General features: G+C 70.1%; 12 protein-coding genes and 1 pseudogene. 5 read left to right on the forward strand and 8 right to left on the reverse strand.

The annotated features are described in order from the left end of the window. The first annotated feature begins 144 nt into the window (after positions 1-144). The 3 genes and pseudogenes from ACFW6B_RS32240 to ACFW6B_RS32250 all read left to right on the forward strand — a co-directional run. The gene (locus tag ACFW6B_RS32240; RefSeq protein WP_386601629.1) at positions 145-1,113 is read left to right on the forward strand and encodes an ROK family protein; all 969 of its coding nucleotides are present in this window, start codon (positions 145-147) and stop codon (positions 1,111-1,113) included. A 20-nt stretch (positions 1,114-1,133) separates the two neighbouring features. Next, the gene (gene manA / locus ACFW6B_RS32245) at positions 1,134-2,336 is read left to right on the forward strand and encodes a mannose-6-phosphate isomerase, class I (RefSeq protein ID WP_386601631.1); all 1,203 of its coding nucleotides are present in this window, start codon (positions 1,134-1,136) and stop codon (positions 2,334-2,336) included. Between the two features lie 216 nt (positions 2,337-2,552). Continuing rightward, positions 2,553-2,717, forward strand: a pseudogene (locus ACFW6B_RS32250) (pirin family protein); the annotation flags it as partial. A 31-nt stretch (positions 2,718-2,748) separates the two neighbouring features. Here ACFW6B_RS32250 and ACFW6B_RS32255 read toward each other — a convergent pair. The 6 genes from ACFW6B_RS32255 to ACFW6B_RS32280 all read right to left on the reverse strand — a co-directional run bounded on the left by ACFW6B_RS32255 (position 2,749) and on the right by ACFW6B_RS32280 (position 10,071). Then, complete coding sequence (locus ACFW6B_RS32255) at positions 2,749-4,194, reverse strand: FAD-binding oxidoreductase (RefSeq protein ID WP_386601633.1); 1,446 nt, start codon at positions 4,192-4,194, stop codon at positions 2,749-2,751. 138 nt (positions 4,195-4,332) lie between these two features. Further along, positions 4,333-6,051, reverse strand: coding sequence for an NAD(P)/FAD-dependent oxidoreductase (locus ACFW6B_RS32260; RefSeq protein ID WP_386601635.1), 1,719 nt, complete (start codon positions 6,049-6,051; stop codon positions 4,333-4,335). A gap of 24 nt (positions 6,052-6,075) precedes the next feature. Next, complete coding sequence (locus tag ACFW6B_RS32265; protein WP_386601636.1) at positions 6,076-7,617, reverse strand: FAD-dependent monooxygenase; 1,542 nt, start codon at positions 7,615-7,617, stop codon at positions 6,076-6,078. A 54-nt stretch (positions 7,618-7,671) separates the two neighbouring features. Next, entirely contained in the window at positions 7,672-8,223 is a 552-nt protein-coding gene (locus ACFW6B_RS32270) for a flavin reductase family protein (RefSeq protein ID WP_386601638.1), read from the reverse strand. 55 nt (positions 8,224-8,278) lie between these two features. Beyond that, positions 8,279-9,613: a cation:proton antiporter gene (locus ACFW6B_RS32275; RefSeq protein ID WP_386601640.1), complete on the reverse strand. Its 1,335-nt coding sequence runs from the start codon at positions 9,611-9,613 to the stop codon at positions 8,279-8,281. Beyond that, positions 9,610-10,071: a nuclear transport factor 2 family protein gene (locus tag ACFW6B_RS32280; protein ID WP_386601641.1), complete on the reverse strand. Its 462-nt coding sequence runs from the start codon at positions 10,069-10,071 to the stop codon at positions 9,610-9,612. Before ACFW6B_RS32280 ends, ACFW6B_RS32275 begins: the two co-directional genes overlap by 4 nt. Positions 10,072-10,281: 210 nt before the next feature. Between ACFW6B_RS32280 and ACFW6B_RS32285 the strand changes: the two genes are divergently transcribed. Further along, positions 10,282-10,977: an antibiotic biosynthesis monooxygenase family protein gene (locus tag ACFW6B_RS32285; protein WP_386601643.1), complete on the forward strand. Its 696-nt coding sequence runs from the start codon at positions 10,282-10,284 to the stop codon at positions 10,975-10,977. A 319-nt stretch (positions 10,978-11,296) separates the two neighbouring features. Further along, positions 11,297-11,992 carry a response regulator transcription factor gene (locus ACFW6B_RS32290; RefSeq protein WP_386601645.1) on the forward strand — a complete coding sequence of 232 codons (696 nt, stop codon included), beginning with the start codon at positions 11,297-11,299 and terminating at the stop codon, positions 11,990-11,992. A 14-nt stretch (positions 11,993-12,006) separates the two neighbouring features. Here ACFW6B_RS32290 and ACFW6B_RS32295 read toward each other — a convergent pair whose 3' ends face one another. Then, positions 12,007-12,693 (reverse strand): ScbR family autoregulator-binding transcription factor, encoded by a 687-nt coding sequence (locus ACFW6B_RS32295; RefSeq protein ID WP_386601647.1) that lies wholly within the window; start codon positions 12,691-12,693, stop codon positions 12,007-12,009. Positions 12,694-12,904: 211 nt separating this feature from the next. Continuing rightward, entirely contained in the window at positions 12,905-13,498 is a 594-nt protein-coding gene (locus tag ACFW6B_RS32300; RefSeq protein WP_386601649.1) for a TIGR03086 family metal-binding protein, read from the reverse strand. Positions 13,499-13,517 lie beyond the last annotated feature (19 nt).

The raw sequence follows: 13,517 nt of genomic DNA on the forward strand, positions 1-13,517 counted from the left end.
GCCCGGCCCGGCGCCGCCGCCCCCCCCGTCAACCGGGTGGGGGCGCGCGACGGCACGGGACACCACGCCATCAGGGAAGAGGCAACGTCATCGCGCGGTGACACCTGCCTGCGAGAAGCCCCAAGAGAAGGAACGGATGCGCTCGTGTACGGAGCACTCGACATCGGTGGTACCAAGATCGCCGGAGGAATCGTCGACGCCGACGGTCACCTGGTGGCCCGGTCGCAGTGCGCCACGCCCGCCCACGGCACGGCCGAGGACATGATGGCCGCGATCGGCGAGGTCCTGGACGACCTGGCCGTTCACCCGGAGTGGGCGTCACTCTCCCGCCTCGGCATCGCCAGCGCGGGCCCGGTCGACACCGCGGCCGGGACGGTCAGCCCGGTCAACATTCCGGCCTGGCACACCTTCCCGCTCGTCGACCGGGTGCGCGCGCATCCCCGCGCCCCCCGCGGCGTCGAGCCCGTCGTGGTGGGGGACGCGGTCGCGATGGCCGCCGGTGAGCACTGGACGGGCGCCGCCGGAGGAGTCGACAACGCCCTGGGCGTGGTGGTCTCCACCGGCATCGGCGGCGGCTTGATCCTCAACGGGACGTTGCATGCCGGCCCGTCGGGCAACGCCGGACACATCGGCCATGTCAGCGTCGACCACACCGCAGGGCCCGAGTGCCGGTGCGGGGCGCGCGGCTGCGTGGAACAGTTCGCCAGCGGCACCGCGATCGCCGCCCACGCCGTGGGATCCGGCTGGGTGCCGCCCACCGGTGTCGCCCCGACGGCCGCAGCGGTCGCGCATGCCGCCCGCGCCGGTGATCCGCGAGCCGTTGCGGCGTACGACCGTGCCGGACGGGCCCTTGCCGCCGCGATCGCCGCCACGGCCGCCCTCGTCGAGCTCGACCTGGTCGTCATCGGCGGCGGTGTCGCCCAGGCCGGTGGAACACTGTTCGAGCCCCTCCGACGCCACCTTGCCGACTACGCCTCCCTGGATTTCACCCGCGACCTGCCCGTCGTGCCCGCCGAGCTCGGGACGGACGCGGGACTCATCGGAGCGGCCGCCGTAGCCGGGCTGAAGCATTCCGGACGCGGGGCGCCCCGGCCGTCCGCTGTCCATCCGTAGCCGACCGGAGCCAGGATCTCGTGGATCTGCTCACCACCACCATCCAGCCCTACGCCTGGGGCTCCACCACCGCCCTCGCGGAGTTCATGGGTCTACCGCCCACCGGCGAACCCCAGGCCGAACTGTGGCTGGGCGCCCACCCCGCCGCCCCGTCCCGCATCGACCGGGGGCGAGGGCCCCTCGCCCTCGACAAGCTGCTCGCCGCCAGTCCGTTGCCGGAACTGGGGCCTGCCCTCACGCGCCGGTTCGGCCCACGGCTCCCGTTCCTGCTGAAGGTACTGGCCGTCGATGCCCCCCTGTCGGTCCAGGTGCACCCCGACCAGGCCCAGGCAGCCGCCGGCTTCGCGCGGGAGAACGCCCAGGGGATCCCTCTCGAGGCTCCGCATCGCACGTACCGCGACGACCAGCACAAACCCGAGATGATCGTCGCCCTGACCCCGTTCCGGGCCCTGTGCGGCTTCCGGTCTCCCGAACGCTGCGGCGACCTCCTGGAATTCCTCGACGTTCCCGGCCTCGGGCAGTATGCCGCGCTGCTTCGCTCCCACCCGGGAGAGACCGCCCTCCGACAGGTCTTCACCGCATTCCTTTCACCGCCGTGCGGCCTCCTCACCGCCGTCACCGAGGCCGTGCGGCGGGCGTCCGCACGCGGCGGGCCGTTCGAGGCGGACCTTGCCGCGTACGCCGCCATCACTGACGCTCACCCGGACGACCCCGGCCTGCTACCCGCCCTCATGCTGAATCACGTGGAGCTGGAACCCGGGCAGGCGCTGTTCCTCGGCGCGGGCATCGCACACGCCTGTCTGTCCGGCCTCGGCGTGGAGATCATGGCGAGTTCCGACGACGTCCTGCGCTGCGGACTGACATCGAAGCACGTGGACACGGCCGAACTCCTGAAGACCGTACGTTTCACCACGCGCCCGGTCCGAGCCGTCGCCGCACGACGGGACGCGGAGAGCGGCGAGCACGTATACCCGGCGCCTGTCGACGACTTCAGACTCTCGCGGTTCGATCTCGTACGAACAGACGCGCCACACACGCTCACGGCCGCCGCGCCGCAGATCGTGTTGTGCGTCCGCGGTGAAGCGACCACCGCTTCGGAAGGGCGCTCGGTGAAACTCGGTCCAGGCCGCGCCGTATACGCCCCCGCAGGCGACGCCCTCCGACTCGGCGGAGAGGCAGTGGTGTTCCGCGCCACGGTCGGACCCGCTCGCCCGACCGCCTGAGGACCCGGCCCGCGCTCCAGCCGCGCACCTGCAGTGACATAACCCCTGAGAAAGGACATCGAAGGCGGAAGGGTCGGACTGGACGCTCCTGCCCTGCACTTTCGAGACGGCCGTCTCCCGGCCATTTCGGTCACCCAAGGGCTTGCCCCTGGTCGTCTGCTCCCCGGCCGCGCTCCGGTATGCGCCTGACCTGCGAAGAAGTGCACCACGTGTGCTTTGTGGTGGAACTTCATCGGCCGCGCCCAGGAGGAGATCGAGCAGGCCCGCGACGCCTGGGCCAAGGGCGCGCGCTTCGGTGAGGTGAAGGGGTACGACGGCCCGCCGCTGTCCGCGCCGGAACTGCCTCCGCTGCCGCTGAAGCCGCGCGGAAGGGTGCGCTGACCGAGGCCGTCCGGGTGGGGCGGTGAGAGGCTCAGCGGGCCCCCACACCCTGGGCGAAGCCGAAGAACCCGTACGGATCGTGCGTGGCCTTGACCGCCGCGAGCCGTGGGTAGTTCTCGGCGTACCAGGACTGCTTCCAGTCCTCCAGGTCGGGGTCCGTCCAGTTCTGGTAGCTCTCTCCGTTGGACAGCGGGTCCACGGTGGCGAAACCGTTGTCCACCCAGGTCCTGGCCGCCGCCCTGCCTTCGGGGGTGGCGTGCTCCGGGGCGTCGATGAACACCCGGTAGTTGACGGAGAAGAGCGAGGCGCGGTGCACGTACGCCGTGTCGGTACGGGCCGGATCGTTCGCCGCACCGCCGAACATGTGCAGGTCCAGGAAGCGGGCCTGGCCTGCTCGGCGGTCGGAGTCGAAGGCGGTCATCACGTCCGCCCAGCCACCGGCAGGGAACGGGGTGCTGCCCAGCCGCGTGCGCTCCAGCGCGTGGGCGGGCCGCGGGAGCCGTCCGCCGGGTGTCTTGCCCGCGCGACGGCACTGGTCCTCGGTGAGCCTGCCGCCGCCGAAGACGAGCGTCATCAGTTCCCGGTAGGTCAGCCGGGCGTCCTGTCGGGTCGTGGGCGCTCCGGTCAGCGCGAGAAGCCGGCCGGCCTCGGCGGTCAGCTCGTCACCGGTGCCGCGCGAGGCGAGCATCACGTTGAGCGTCGGGACGGTGCCCGGTGCGGCGTCGGGCTGCGTCACGTAGGCTCCGCCGCCGATGGTCCGCGGGGCGTCCACGAGCCAGTCGGCGACACCGCCCAGCACCTCGGGCGCCTTGTCGTAGGCGAAGACCAGATTGGCCATCACCATCTGATCACCGGTGTGCGGCGTGACCGTGTAGCGCGTCACGACGCCGAAGTTGCCGCCGCCCCCACCGCGTATCGCCCAGAACAGGTCACTGTCGACCGTCGCCGAGACGGTGACGGTCCTGCCGTCGGCGAGCACCATCTCGGCGGATTCGAGGGCGTCGCACGCCATGCCCGTCGGCCGGGTCAGGAAGCCGAAGCCGCCCCCCTGCAGGAACCCGCCCGCGGCCACGGTGGGGCAGCCGCCCTGGCTGACCACGAGGTGGTGGGGTGCCAGCACGCTCAGGATGTCGACGTTCATCGCACCGGGACCGATGTCCACGGTGCCGCGGCCGACGCTCACCGCGTTCAGCCGCGAGACGTCGATGACCAGGCCCGGTCCGGTGGAGTAGCCGCCGTAGCCGTGCCCGCCGCTGCGCACCGCCACCGGCAGCGCGTTGTCCTGGGCGAAGCGGATCGCCAGCGACACGTCCCGCGCCCCGGCGCAGTAGGCGACCCCCTGCGGGGTCACGTCGTCGAAGTTGCCCAGTTCGAGCTGCCGGGCCATGGCGTAGGAGGGGTCGTCGGGGAGCACGAGCCGTCCCGCGAGGCCATGGGCCAGCCGTGACCAGGGTGTGTGCGAGTTCCGGCCGGTCAATCGAGCTCCTTCGGTGGTTCGGACCGTGGGCCGGACCGCGGGAACCGGTCCGTTCGGGATCGGCGCCGGGCCCGGGCCGCCCGGGGGAAGGGCACGGCAGGGGCCCGGCGCCGAGTCGTGAGCGCGGCAGCCGGGGAGTTACGTCGCCTTCTTGCCGCGCAGACCGGATTTGACGATGCCGGAGACCATGGCCCGCCCCAGTTCCTTCATCTCCGAAGGAGCCTGTGTGTTGCACCACCACAGGAACTTGATCATGGTGGGTGTCGTGGCCCGGTAGAAGCGGTGCTCCTCGCCGTCCTTCCAGCCGAAGGGGGTGTTGACCGACTCGCAGTCGCGAATCGCCTCGAAGAGGATGTCGGCGGCCTTGTCCCCGTCGATCACGCCGGCCTCGTACTTCTCGCAGGTCTCGGTGGTGACGTCGAGCAGGTGCTTGAAGGCGTGGCTGTCGGGCCACCACAGCCCCGGGTAGGCCGACTTCTCCATGTCCCTGAAGACCTGGTCGTCCTTGCCGCGCAGCAGGTAGTCCTGCCGGGCCTGGAGCAGCCGGATGGTGGCCGGGGTGGTGAAGCAGGCCCACACCCGGAACACCGCGTTCCACAGCCGGAAGTGCGAGAAGGAGATGTAGGAGCTGTTGACCATCTTGTCGTTGTAGTCGAGCAGACCCTGTTCCAGGCGCTCGACGTACTCGTAGCGCTCCACCGAGAAGTCGTCGTCCCGCAGGGACTCCAACACCCGCCAGGCGAGCGCGTCGACGACTTCGAAGGTGTTGGAGAGACCGCGCGAGTACAGGGGGTCGACGAAGCCGGCCGCGTGGGACATCAGGCACCAGCGGTGCCCGACCGTCTGCTTGGAGGAGTACTGGATGCGGTCGGTCGACACCCATTCGCGCACCCGGCTCGCACCCTCGAACTGCCGCTTGACGGCCGGATACATGTCGAGGAACCTGTCGAACTCCTCGTCGGGCGTCATGTCCTTCGGCCGGGGGTACAGCCGCTCGTCCATGGTCAGGCCGACGCTGCACACGGGGTTCCTGGAGTCCTGGTGGTTGTCGAACGGGATGATCCAGAACCAGCCGCGTTCGATCAGGTGGTGCAGGGTGCCGCCGTGGAACGGTGCCTCGGCCGGCGCCCCCAGCCCCTCGGGGTAGTTGTGCACGTCGTCGTACGGCTTGATGCCCACGTAATGGGTGAACATCGACCGGGCGTGGTGCTTGAGCCGGCTGGGCTGCTCGCGCAGGTCGAACTTCTCGGCCAGGGGAGAGCGGAAGCCGGACGCGTCGATGAAGTACTTCGCCCGGAACACCTCGCCGTTGTGACCGGTGACGGTCACCCCGTCGTCGTCGAAGTCCAGGTCGGTGGCGCGCCAGTCCTGGCGGACGGTGCAGCCGTACTTGGCCGCGACGTTGACGTAGAAGGAGTCGGTGTCCTGGCGGAACATGTGGGTGGCTTCGGTGAGCATCTTGGGGATGACGAACATCGTCGCCTCGCGCGGGTCCGGCTCACGGTTCGGCCGGTGTTTGACGAAGCCGAAGCTCTGCTTCCTGCCGTGATGCGGACCGATGTGCTTGGTCACCGCCTTGATGTCGAGGAGGTACTTCAGCTCCGGCACGTCGTAGCGGACGGCGAGGATGTGCAGCCACTCGACGAGCTGGGGGTTCTGCGACTCGCCGACCGCGAATCGTGGGTGGTGGCCGGCGTCGATGAGGACCACGTTCGCACCCTGCCGTGCCAGGATCGCGCCCGTGATCGAGCCGGCCAGGCCGGCGCCGAGGATGACCACGTCGCACTCGGTCCGTTCGTCCCGCCGGCCGGCCGCCTTGGTCTCCTGCTCCTTGGTTTCCTGGGCCTTGCTGGTCATGCGAGCACTCCTTCCTGCGTCGGGTCAGGCGGCGGTGACGGGTGCGCCGAACCAGCGGCTCAGCTCCCCGGTGAGCCCTTCGGGCGTTCCGTCGGTGGACACCCAGGCGACGTAGCCGTCCGGCCGGACCAGCAGGCTCGCGGCAGGTGCCGAGGGGTCGAGCCGGGAGGCGGTGACGATGTCCACGCGGTCGGACCAGCCGGCGGCGCTCGCGCGCACCTCGGCGCTGTCGTGCATGTCCAACAGGACCGCGCGTCCGGAACGCAGCAGTTCGAAGGTCGTGGTCTTGGCGTCGTCGACGGCCAGTTCCTGCTCCGGCAGCCGGCGGCCGAGCAGAGGGTGGCCGCCGTCCGCCCCGCCGCCGTAGACGATGTCCAGGCCGGTGACGGCTCCCACCAGTCGGCGCTGCACCTGGTCGAGCCGGATCAGGTCGCCGAACACCTCGCGCAGCGCCTGCATCTCCGGGCCCCCGAGGTACAGCGAGCGCTGGACCAGGGTGTTGGCCACGATGCCCGCGCCGACCGGGTGGCGCTCGGCGTGATAGGTGTCCAGCAGGCCCTTCGGAGCGTGGCCGTTGAGGGTCGCGGCGAGTTTCCAGCCGAGGTTGACGACGTCGCCGACGCCGGCGCTGATGCCCTGGGCGCCGATCGGCAGGTGGATGTGGGCCGCGTCGCCGGCCAGGAAGACCCGGTCCTTGCGGTAGGTCTCCGCCTGCCGGCTGGCGTCGGTGAAGTAGCTGGTCCAGATCGGCCGCCCGGCGTGGATGTCCTCGCCGGTCACCCGCTGGAAGGCGTCGGCCACCTCCTGGAAGGTGGGCGGCTCCTGGGTCGGGCGTACACCGGCGCCGCGTTCGAAGACCACCGCCCGGATCGCCTCGGGGCCCAGCGGCAGTACGACCACCATGCCCGCCTCGCCGACCTGGCCCGTGGGGCGGATCGGAACCCGCACCCCCGTGAAGTCGGCCATCTTCATCTCCATCGTGGCGTCGGTGCCGGGGAACTTGATCCCCGTCAGCCGGCGCACCGCGCTGCGCGCACCGTCGCAGCCGACCACGTAGCGGGCCCGCATCCGGACGCTGCCGGAGGGAGCGTCCACCTCGACCGTGACGCCGTCCTCGTCCTGTTCGAGGCCCACGATCTCGTGCGAGCGGCGCAGGTCCGCGCCGAGTCCGAGCGCCCAGTCGGTGAGTATCTTCTCGGTGAGCGACTGGGGAACGCCGCGGACCCCGAAATTCCCGCCTTCGATGATCCGGTAATCGAGCGGTATACCGCCGAAATGGCCCATCGGTATGGTGTCGAGTTCGCCGAATTTCGTGAGGAGACCCCGCTGGCCGAACTCTTCGAGGGTGCGGGCGGAAAAACCGAGCGCACGGGACTGCTGCATCGGTGCGGCGAGCCGGTCGACCATGACGACCGATATTCCCGCAAGTCGTAGTTCACCTGCCAGCATGAGTCCCGAAGGGCCCGCCCCTGCGATTAACACATCGGTGTCGAACGTGTCCATCGTCCCTCTTCCTGTCGGGGTTTTCTCCAGTATTCCGATGGAGTGTGCAGAACTGAACGGCATCCGCTACAGAACTCTGACAAGTTCTTCAGGATTTCCTCCGCCGCCACGGCGGAACTACTCGGTGCCGGGCAGGGAGCGCATCGAACCCCGGTAGAAGATCAGGGGAGCTGCGGCCGTGCCCGACTCGGGTTCGGGCACGCCGAGTTCGACCACCTCGCCGAGCACGATGAGGTGGTCACCGCCGTCGTACTCGGAGTCCAGCCGGCAGACCAGATGGCCGAGCGCGTCCTGGAGCACCGGCAGCCCCTCGGGCGTCCGGTGGTGCGGGACCTCCTCCACCCGCGCGGTGTCGCGGCCGGCGAAGGCCCAGGCCAGCTCCTGCTGGTGGTGTGTCAGGAAGTTCACGACGAAGCCGCCGGACTCGCGCAGCACCGGTTCGAGCCGTGACTGCCGGTGCAGGCAGAACAGGACGAGGGGCGGGTCGAGGGAGACGGAGGTGAAGGAGTTCACCGTCGTACCCTCGGCGCGGCCGGACACACCGGTCGCCGCGGTGATGACGGTGACTCCGGTGGCGAACGCGCCGCAGGCGTCACGCAGTGCCTTGCCGTCGACGGCCGGCCGCGGATACGGCACGGACGGGACGGCGGAGAACGGTGCGGGTATCACAGGAGGCCTTCCGTTCGTCGGACAGCGGATTCTGACTGTGCGGCCGGATGGGGGGTCACAGGCGGACGGCCTTCGGCTTCTCGGAGGTCACGGCGACCAGGGCGTCGCGGCCGGACAGCAGCGGCCCCGCCATCGCCGTGGTGACCAGTGCCATCACCACCATCATGGTGAACATTCGCACGTCCAGGACGCCGAGGGTCATCGCCGCGTTGAGGATGACCAGTTCGGTGAGCCCGCGGGTGTTCATCAGCAGCCCGAGGTCCTTCGACTCCCGCCACCCCAGCCCGGCCAGGCGGGCCGGAACGATCGCTCCCAGCAGCTTGCCGACGCAGGCCACGGCGATGATGAGCAGCATCGCCACGGTGTCCTCGGCGGTGAGGGCGCCGAGATCCACGTTCAGCCCGGTCACGACGAAGAAGACCGGAAGCAGGACCAGGTTCATGTCGTCCAGCGGCTTGCGGACGTGGGAGGTGAGGAGGGCGGCCGGTTCGCGCGGCGTGATGAAACCGAAGAGGAAGGCGCCGAAGATCGCGTGCACACCGATCCACGAGGTCAGCCAGGCCGAGACGAGCGCGCCGGCCGCGAGCACGGCGAGCAGCTGCCCCCAGCGTTCGGCCGCCGCCCACCGCCACACCAGTGCGTCCAGCAACGGCCGCACCACCAGCAGCATGCCCGCCGTGAACAGCAGCCCGAATCCGGCGACCCTGACGAGCTTGGCGTAGTCGCCGTCGGCGCTCACCATCGCCGAGACGTACGCCAGCAGGCACCACGCCAGCACGTCGTCGATGGCCGCGCTGGCCAGGGCCAGCGAGCCGACCCTGGTGTCGAGCAGTTTGTTGTCGTTGAGGATGCGGGCCAGTACCGGGAAGGCCGTCACCGACATCGCGGTGCCGAGGAAGACCGCGAAGGTGGCGAAGGAGACGTGGTGTCCGGCGACCGTCGAGTGCTGCGGGTGGAGGTAGACGGCCAGGGCGACTCCGAGGCCGAAGGCCACCGCGATCGACGACAGCGACACGCCCGCCGCCAGCCCGGCGTGCGGGCGCACCAGCCGCTTCTCGAACTCCCAGCCCACCACGAACATGAACAGCACCAGCGCGACCTGGGAGACTCCGTTCAGCAGCGGCCGGATGTCGGAGGGGAACAGGCGCTGCGTCAGATCGCCGGGCAACTGCCCCAGCACACTCGGTCCGAGTGCGATTCCCGCGGTGATCTCGCCGATCACCGCGGGCTGGCGTATCCGGCCGAAGAGACGGCCGAGAACCAGTCCCAGCAGGATGACGACGGCGATGTCGGCCAGCATGATGCCGGTGACCATGTCGGCGGAGCGGGCGGCCAGCGGAGTTCCTCCAGCGGTCTGACCGGACAGCAGCGGGGCTGCGGCCGCCGTCATCGCCGTGCCCCGGAGGGCGGGGGAGGCGTGCCCGTCGTCCACACCACACGGAACCGCAGGGTGCACAGGCGCCACCCGTCCGGTGTGCGCCGCGCTTCGCCGTTGACGAAGGTGCCGGTGGTGAAGAGCGGGTGCTCCCCGGCACCGGGATGATGGACATGGGTGGACTGCAGGTTGGCCCGCAACAGCAGTCGGTCCGGTTCGCCGTCCTCTCCGCCGGCGCGGTCCACCACCGCCGGACTGCCCAGGTGCTGGGTGCCGGCGAACGCGGACAGGGCGGCGCGGTGCCAGTCGGCCAGACCGCTCAGCCCGCGGTGCCGGCTCATGGGGAATTCGACGAGGGCGTCCTCGGTGAACAAAGACCGCGCCCACTCGTCGTCGATTTTCTGGTCGTCGAGGTCGATCAGATAGCGGTCGAGCAGCCCGGCCGCTTCCGCGGCCGCTGATTCGTATTCCATTGTCCGAGGATGGCAACCCGGGCGTCGGCAGACCAAGACTGCTTTTCACAGACCTGACGAAGCTGCTCAAGACTTGACGAAGCTCGGAAAGAGTTGACCAATCCGCAAGAAGTCCTGAACTGGCCCTACTTCCACGCTCGGTATCGGCAGAGTGATGCTGGTCGCAGCACGATCCGATCCGTCGTTCCCGAAATGGAAGGCAGTAACAAAATGCCGAAGATCGCAGCCGACGGTAAGTACCTGACCGTTCTCAACCTGTTCTCGACCGACGCGGCGGAAAAGCAGGACAGCCTGCTGGGGGCCATGCGTGAGATCGTCGACGCGGCCGCATACCCCGGCTGGATCTCCAGCACCGTGCACAGCGGGACGGACAGGTTCGGCACCGCCAACTTCATCCAGTGGCGCAGCACCGAGGACCTGGAGAAGCGCTACGCCGGCGAGGAGTTCAAGCACCGCACCCTGCCGCTGTTCTCCGAGATGACCACCGCGATCCGGCTGCTGCAGAACGAGGTGGTCCACACCCTGCAGGCGCCGGAGCTGGGTGGCGTCACCGAGATCTCACCGACCCGCGACGACCACACCGTCATCGAGGTGCTCAAGGTCGCCGAGGAGAACCAGGACGCCCTGATCGACGCGCTCGGACCGTCCCAGGAGTGGCTGCTGAAGGTGCCCGGTTTCCGCAGCCACACCGTACTGCGCGGCCTGCGGGCCCGAGGTCTGGACGGCACCTTCGTCGTCACCTACGCCCAGTGGGCCGACAAGGCTTCCTACGACGCCTTCAGGACGACTCCGCAGTCCGAACAGCCCGCCGACCGGCTCGCCTCGGAGGCCCGTGCCGACGCGCTGGTCGTCGAGCGGGACTCGAACACCTACCGGGTCGTGCACACCCGCACGTCCGCCGCCTAGGACCTGTCCGGTCGATCACGGTGGAGGAAACCGGCGGCTCCTGACTGATACCGGCGAGCGGGGTGTGGTGCGTGCGGCTGCAAGGCGGAGGAGGGAGTCGACGCGGTGGGGGCACCTCCCGGCCGAAGGCTGGGGGACGTCGTCGACCGACAACAACGCCGCTGGGGGTCCCCCCTGCTCGCAGAGCTCGGGGGAGTGCGTGCCACACCCCGCGTCTCCGCCGTGATCGACCGGACAGGTCCTCGCACCTTCCGGGCGGCGCACGGACGAGGGGGCCGGGTCACAGGGCTGTTCCTGACGGACCGATACGGAGCGAATCGTGAAGACGCGCGTTCTCGTGGTCGACCCGGACGAGGCGGCCGCCGCCGTGCTGGCCGAGCGGCTGGGGCGCAACGGCTACGAGGTCGACAGGGCGGCCGACGGCCAGGCCGCCCTGTCCGCCTGGGAGCGCGCCGACCTGGTGCTGCTCGACCTCGAACTGCCCGACGTGGACGCCTTGGAGGTGTGCGCGCAGATCCGTGCCCGGAGCGCCACCCCGGTGATCACGCTGGCAGCCGGCGACACCGAACTGGAGCGCGTCCTCAGCCTCCAGTCCGGTGCCGACGACTGCCTGATCAAGCCCTACGGGTACCGGGAACTGGTGGCTCGCATGCGGGCGGTCATGCGTCGGCTGACCACGCCGAACAGCGTCTCCGCGCTCTCCCACGGCGCCCTCCGGATCGACCCGCGGGGCCGGCAGGTACAGGTGGGGGACAGGGTCGTCCACGTCACCCGCAAGGAGTTCGACCTCCTGTACCTGCTGGTCCTGCTGCCGCAGACCGTGGTCTCCCGCCGGGACCTGATGGCCAAGGTCTGGGCGGACGAGTGGTCCGTCTCCAGCCGCACGGTGGACACCCACATCAGCACCCTGCGCCGCAAACTCGGGCCGGGCGACTGGATCGTGACCGTGCGGGGGGTCGGCTACCGGCTGGGATCGGGTGGCACCGCTTCCCGCTCCGAGGACGCGGGGCGCTGACGTCCGGGCCGGACTCACGGCGTCGCCTCCCGCACCTCGGCCCGTACGTAGGGGGAGACGGCGACGGCGTCGGCGACCACCGAGTCCCGCCCGGTCGGCTTCAGCCGGGCGGCCACCTCCGGTCTGGCCAGACCCGGCAGGAAGACCTGCCAGAACCCGGTGAGCGCGTTCTGCGCCCGCTTCTCCGTGCCGTCCTTGATCTGGAGCCCGATTCCGGTGGTCGCGGTGAGCACGGCGCAGGTGACCTCCGTGAGGCGTACATGGGCGGCCAGCTCGTCGTTGCGGGCCGCCTCTGTCAGCAGGCGTTCGACACAGGTGTGCCACTCCTGGTCGAGCGCCTGCTTTCGCGTCCGGCCGGTGTCCGTACCGAGCCGGAAACTCGCACGGGCGAGCACGTCCCATCGCAGCAGACGCGCGAACGCCTGTGACATGTCGGTGAGTGCCTGGAGGGCGTCGGCGTTGGCGCGGTAGGCGACACGTCCGGCCGACCAGAGGGTGTCCGCACCGGCCGTCTCGACGGCCGCGGCGACCGCCGCCTTGTTCTCGAAGTGGAAGTGGAGAGCTCCCGGGCTGACGCCGGCTCCGGCGCTGATGTCGTGCAGCTTGGTGACCGCGTAGCCGTACCGGTCGAAGAGGCAGGCCGCCGAATGGAGCAGGGCATGGCGGGTGCGGAGGGCGCGCTCCTGTCGTTCTGCCAGCATGTGATCTCTCCTTGGTCCGGCCCGCGCGTCCGGCGGCGAAAGCCCGCGGGAAGAGTCGTCGAGTGGTTTTCCGTGTCTGCGGTTCGTTCTTGTCGTGCGCTCTCGGTGTCAGGTCCTGCGGCGACGCACCGGATCGACGGTCCGTCAAGACGGACCAGCACCGCTCAGCGGTGCTGGTCCGAGGTACGTCACCCGCGATGCCGTGACCGGCTCAGGGCTGCCGGCCGTACCACGCCACGAGCTGGTCGATCGGCGCGGCGTCGGGCGCCACCTCGACGACCGGCCCGAACGGCACCGGGCCGCCGCGGGTCTCGGCCGGCACGGCGAACCGCATGGCCCCGATCGGAGGAGCGAGAACCTCCGCGTCCCAGGCCGGTTCCTGCCCGGTCGCCTTGGCGAGGTCCCAGGTGTGAAGGGTGATCTCGGTCGTGTACACCACGATCGCGGCCGCCCCCGGCAGGCTGACGAAGCCCAGCTCGATGGTCTTGCCCAGGATCGCCGGGTCCGACCAGACCGACTCCGCGTCGCGGACGGCGTTCTCCCACACCTTCGACCAGTCGTCGTTCGACACGTCGTCGGCGAAGGACTCCACGCTGAAGGGATGACCGCCACTGCCGGCGACGGAGACCCGCCGCAGTACGGAGATCAGGTGGCGCGCCAGCTGCTGGGCGCTGAAGTCGGGGCAGGGGCTGGCGGCGTCGTACTGGTCCGGCCGCACGGCGGCGATGGTCTCCCCGGCCAGGGCCACGGCCTTGAAGAATCCCGGACGCGGGTCGGCGGCGGAGTGGTTCTCGGTGTTGCTCATGATTTCCGTCCTTGGAAGC

This window comes from Streptomyces sp. NPDC058751 (genome assembly GCF_042746485.1).
In the GTDB taxonomy this organism is placed as follows: Bacteria; Actinomycetota; Actinomycetes; order Streptomycetales; family Streptomycetaceae; genus Streptomyces.

Coding starts and splice junctions, on each gene's coding strand:
- ACFW6B_RS32260 (WP_386601635.1), bottom strand. CDS start 6,051: ATGACCAGCAAGGCCCAGGAAACCAAGGAGCAGGAGACCAAGGCGGCC.
- ACFW6B_RS32275 (WP_386601640.1), bottom strand. CDS start 9,613: ATGACGGCGGCCGCAGCCCCGCTGCTGTCCGGTCAGACCGCTGGAGGA.
- ACFW6B_RS32295 (WP_386601647.1), bottom strand. CDS start 12,693: ATGCTGGCAGAACGACAGGAGCGCGCCCTCCGCACCCGCCATGCCCTG.
- ACFW6B_RS32280 (WP_386601641.1), bottom strand. CDS start 10,071: ATGGAATACGAATCAGCGGCCGCGGAAGCGGCCGGGCTGCTCGACCGC.
- ACFW6B_RS32265 (WP_386601636.1), bottom strand. CDS start 7,617: ATGCCGTTCAGTTCTGCACACTCCATCGGAATACTGGAGAAAACCCCG.
- ACFW6B_RS32300 (WP_386601649.1), bottom strand. CDS start 13,498: ATGAGCAACACCGAGAACCACTCCGCCGCCGACCCGCGTCCGGGATTC.
- ACFW6B_RS32285 (WP_386601643.1), top strand. CDS start 10,282: ATGCCGAAGATCGCAGCCGACGGTAAGTACCTGACCGTTCTCAACCTG.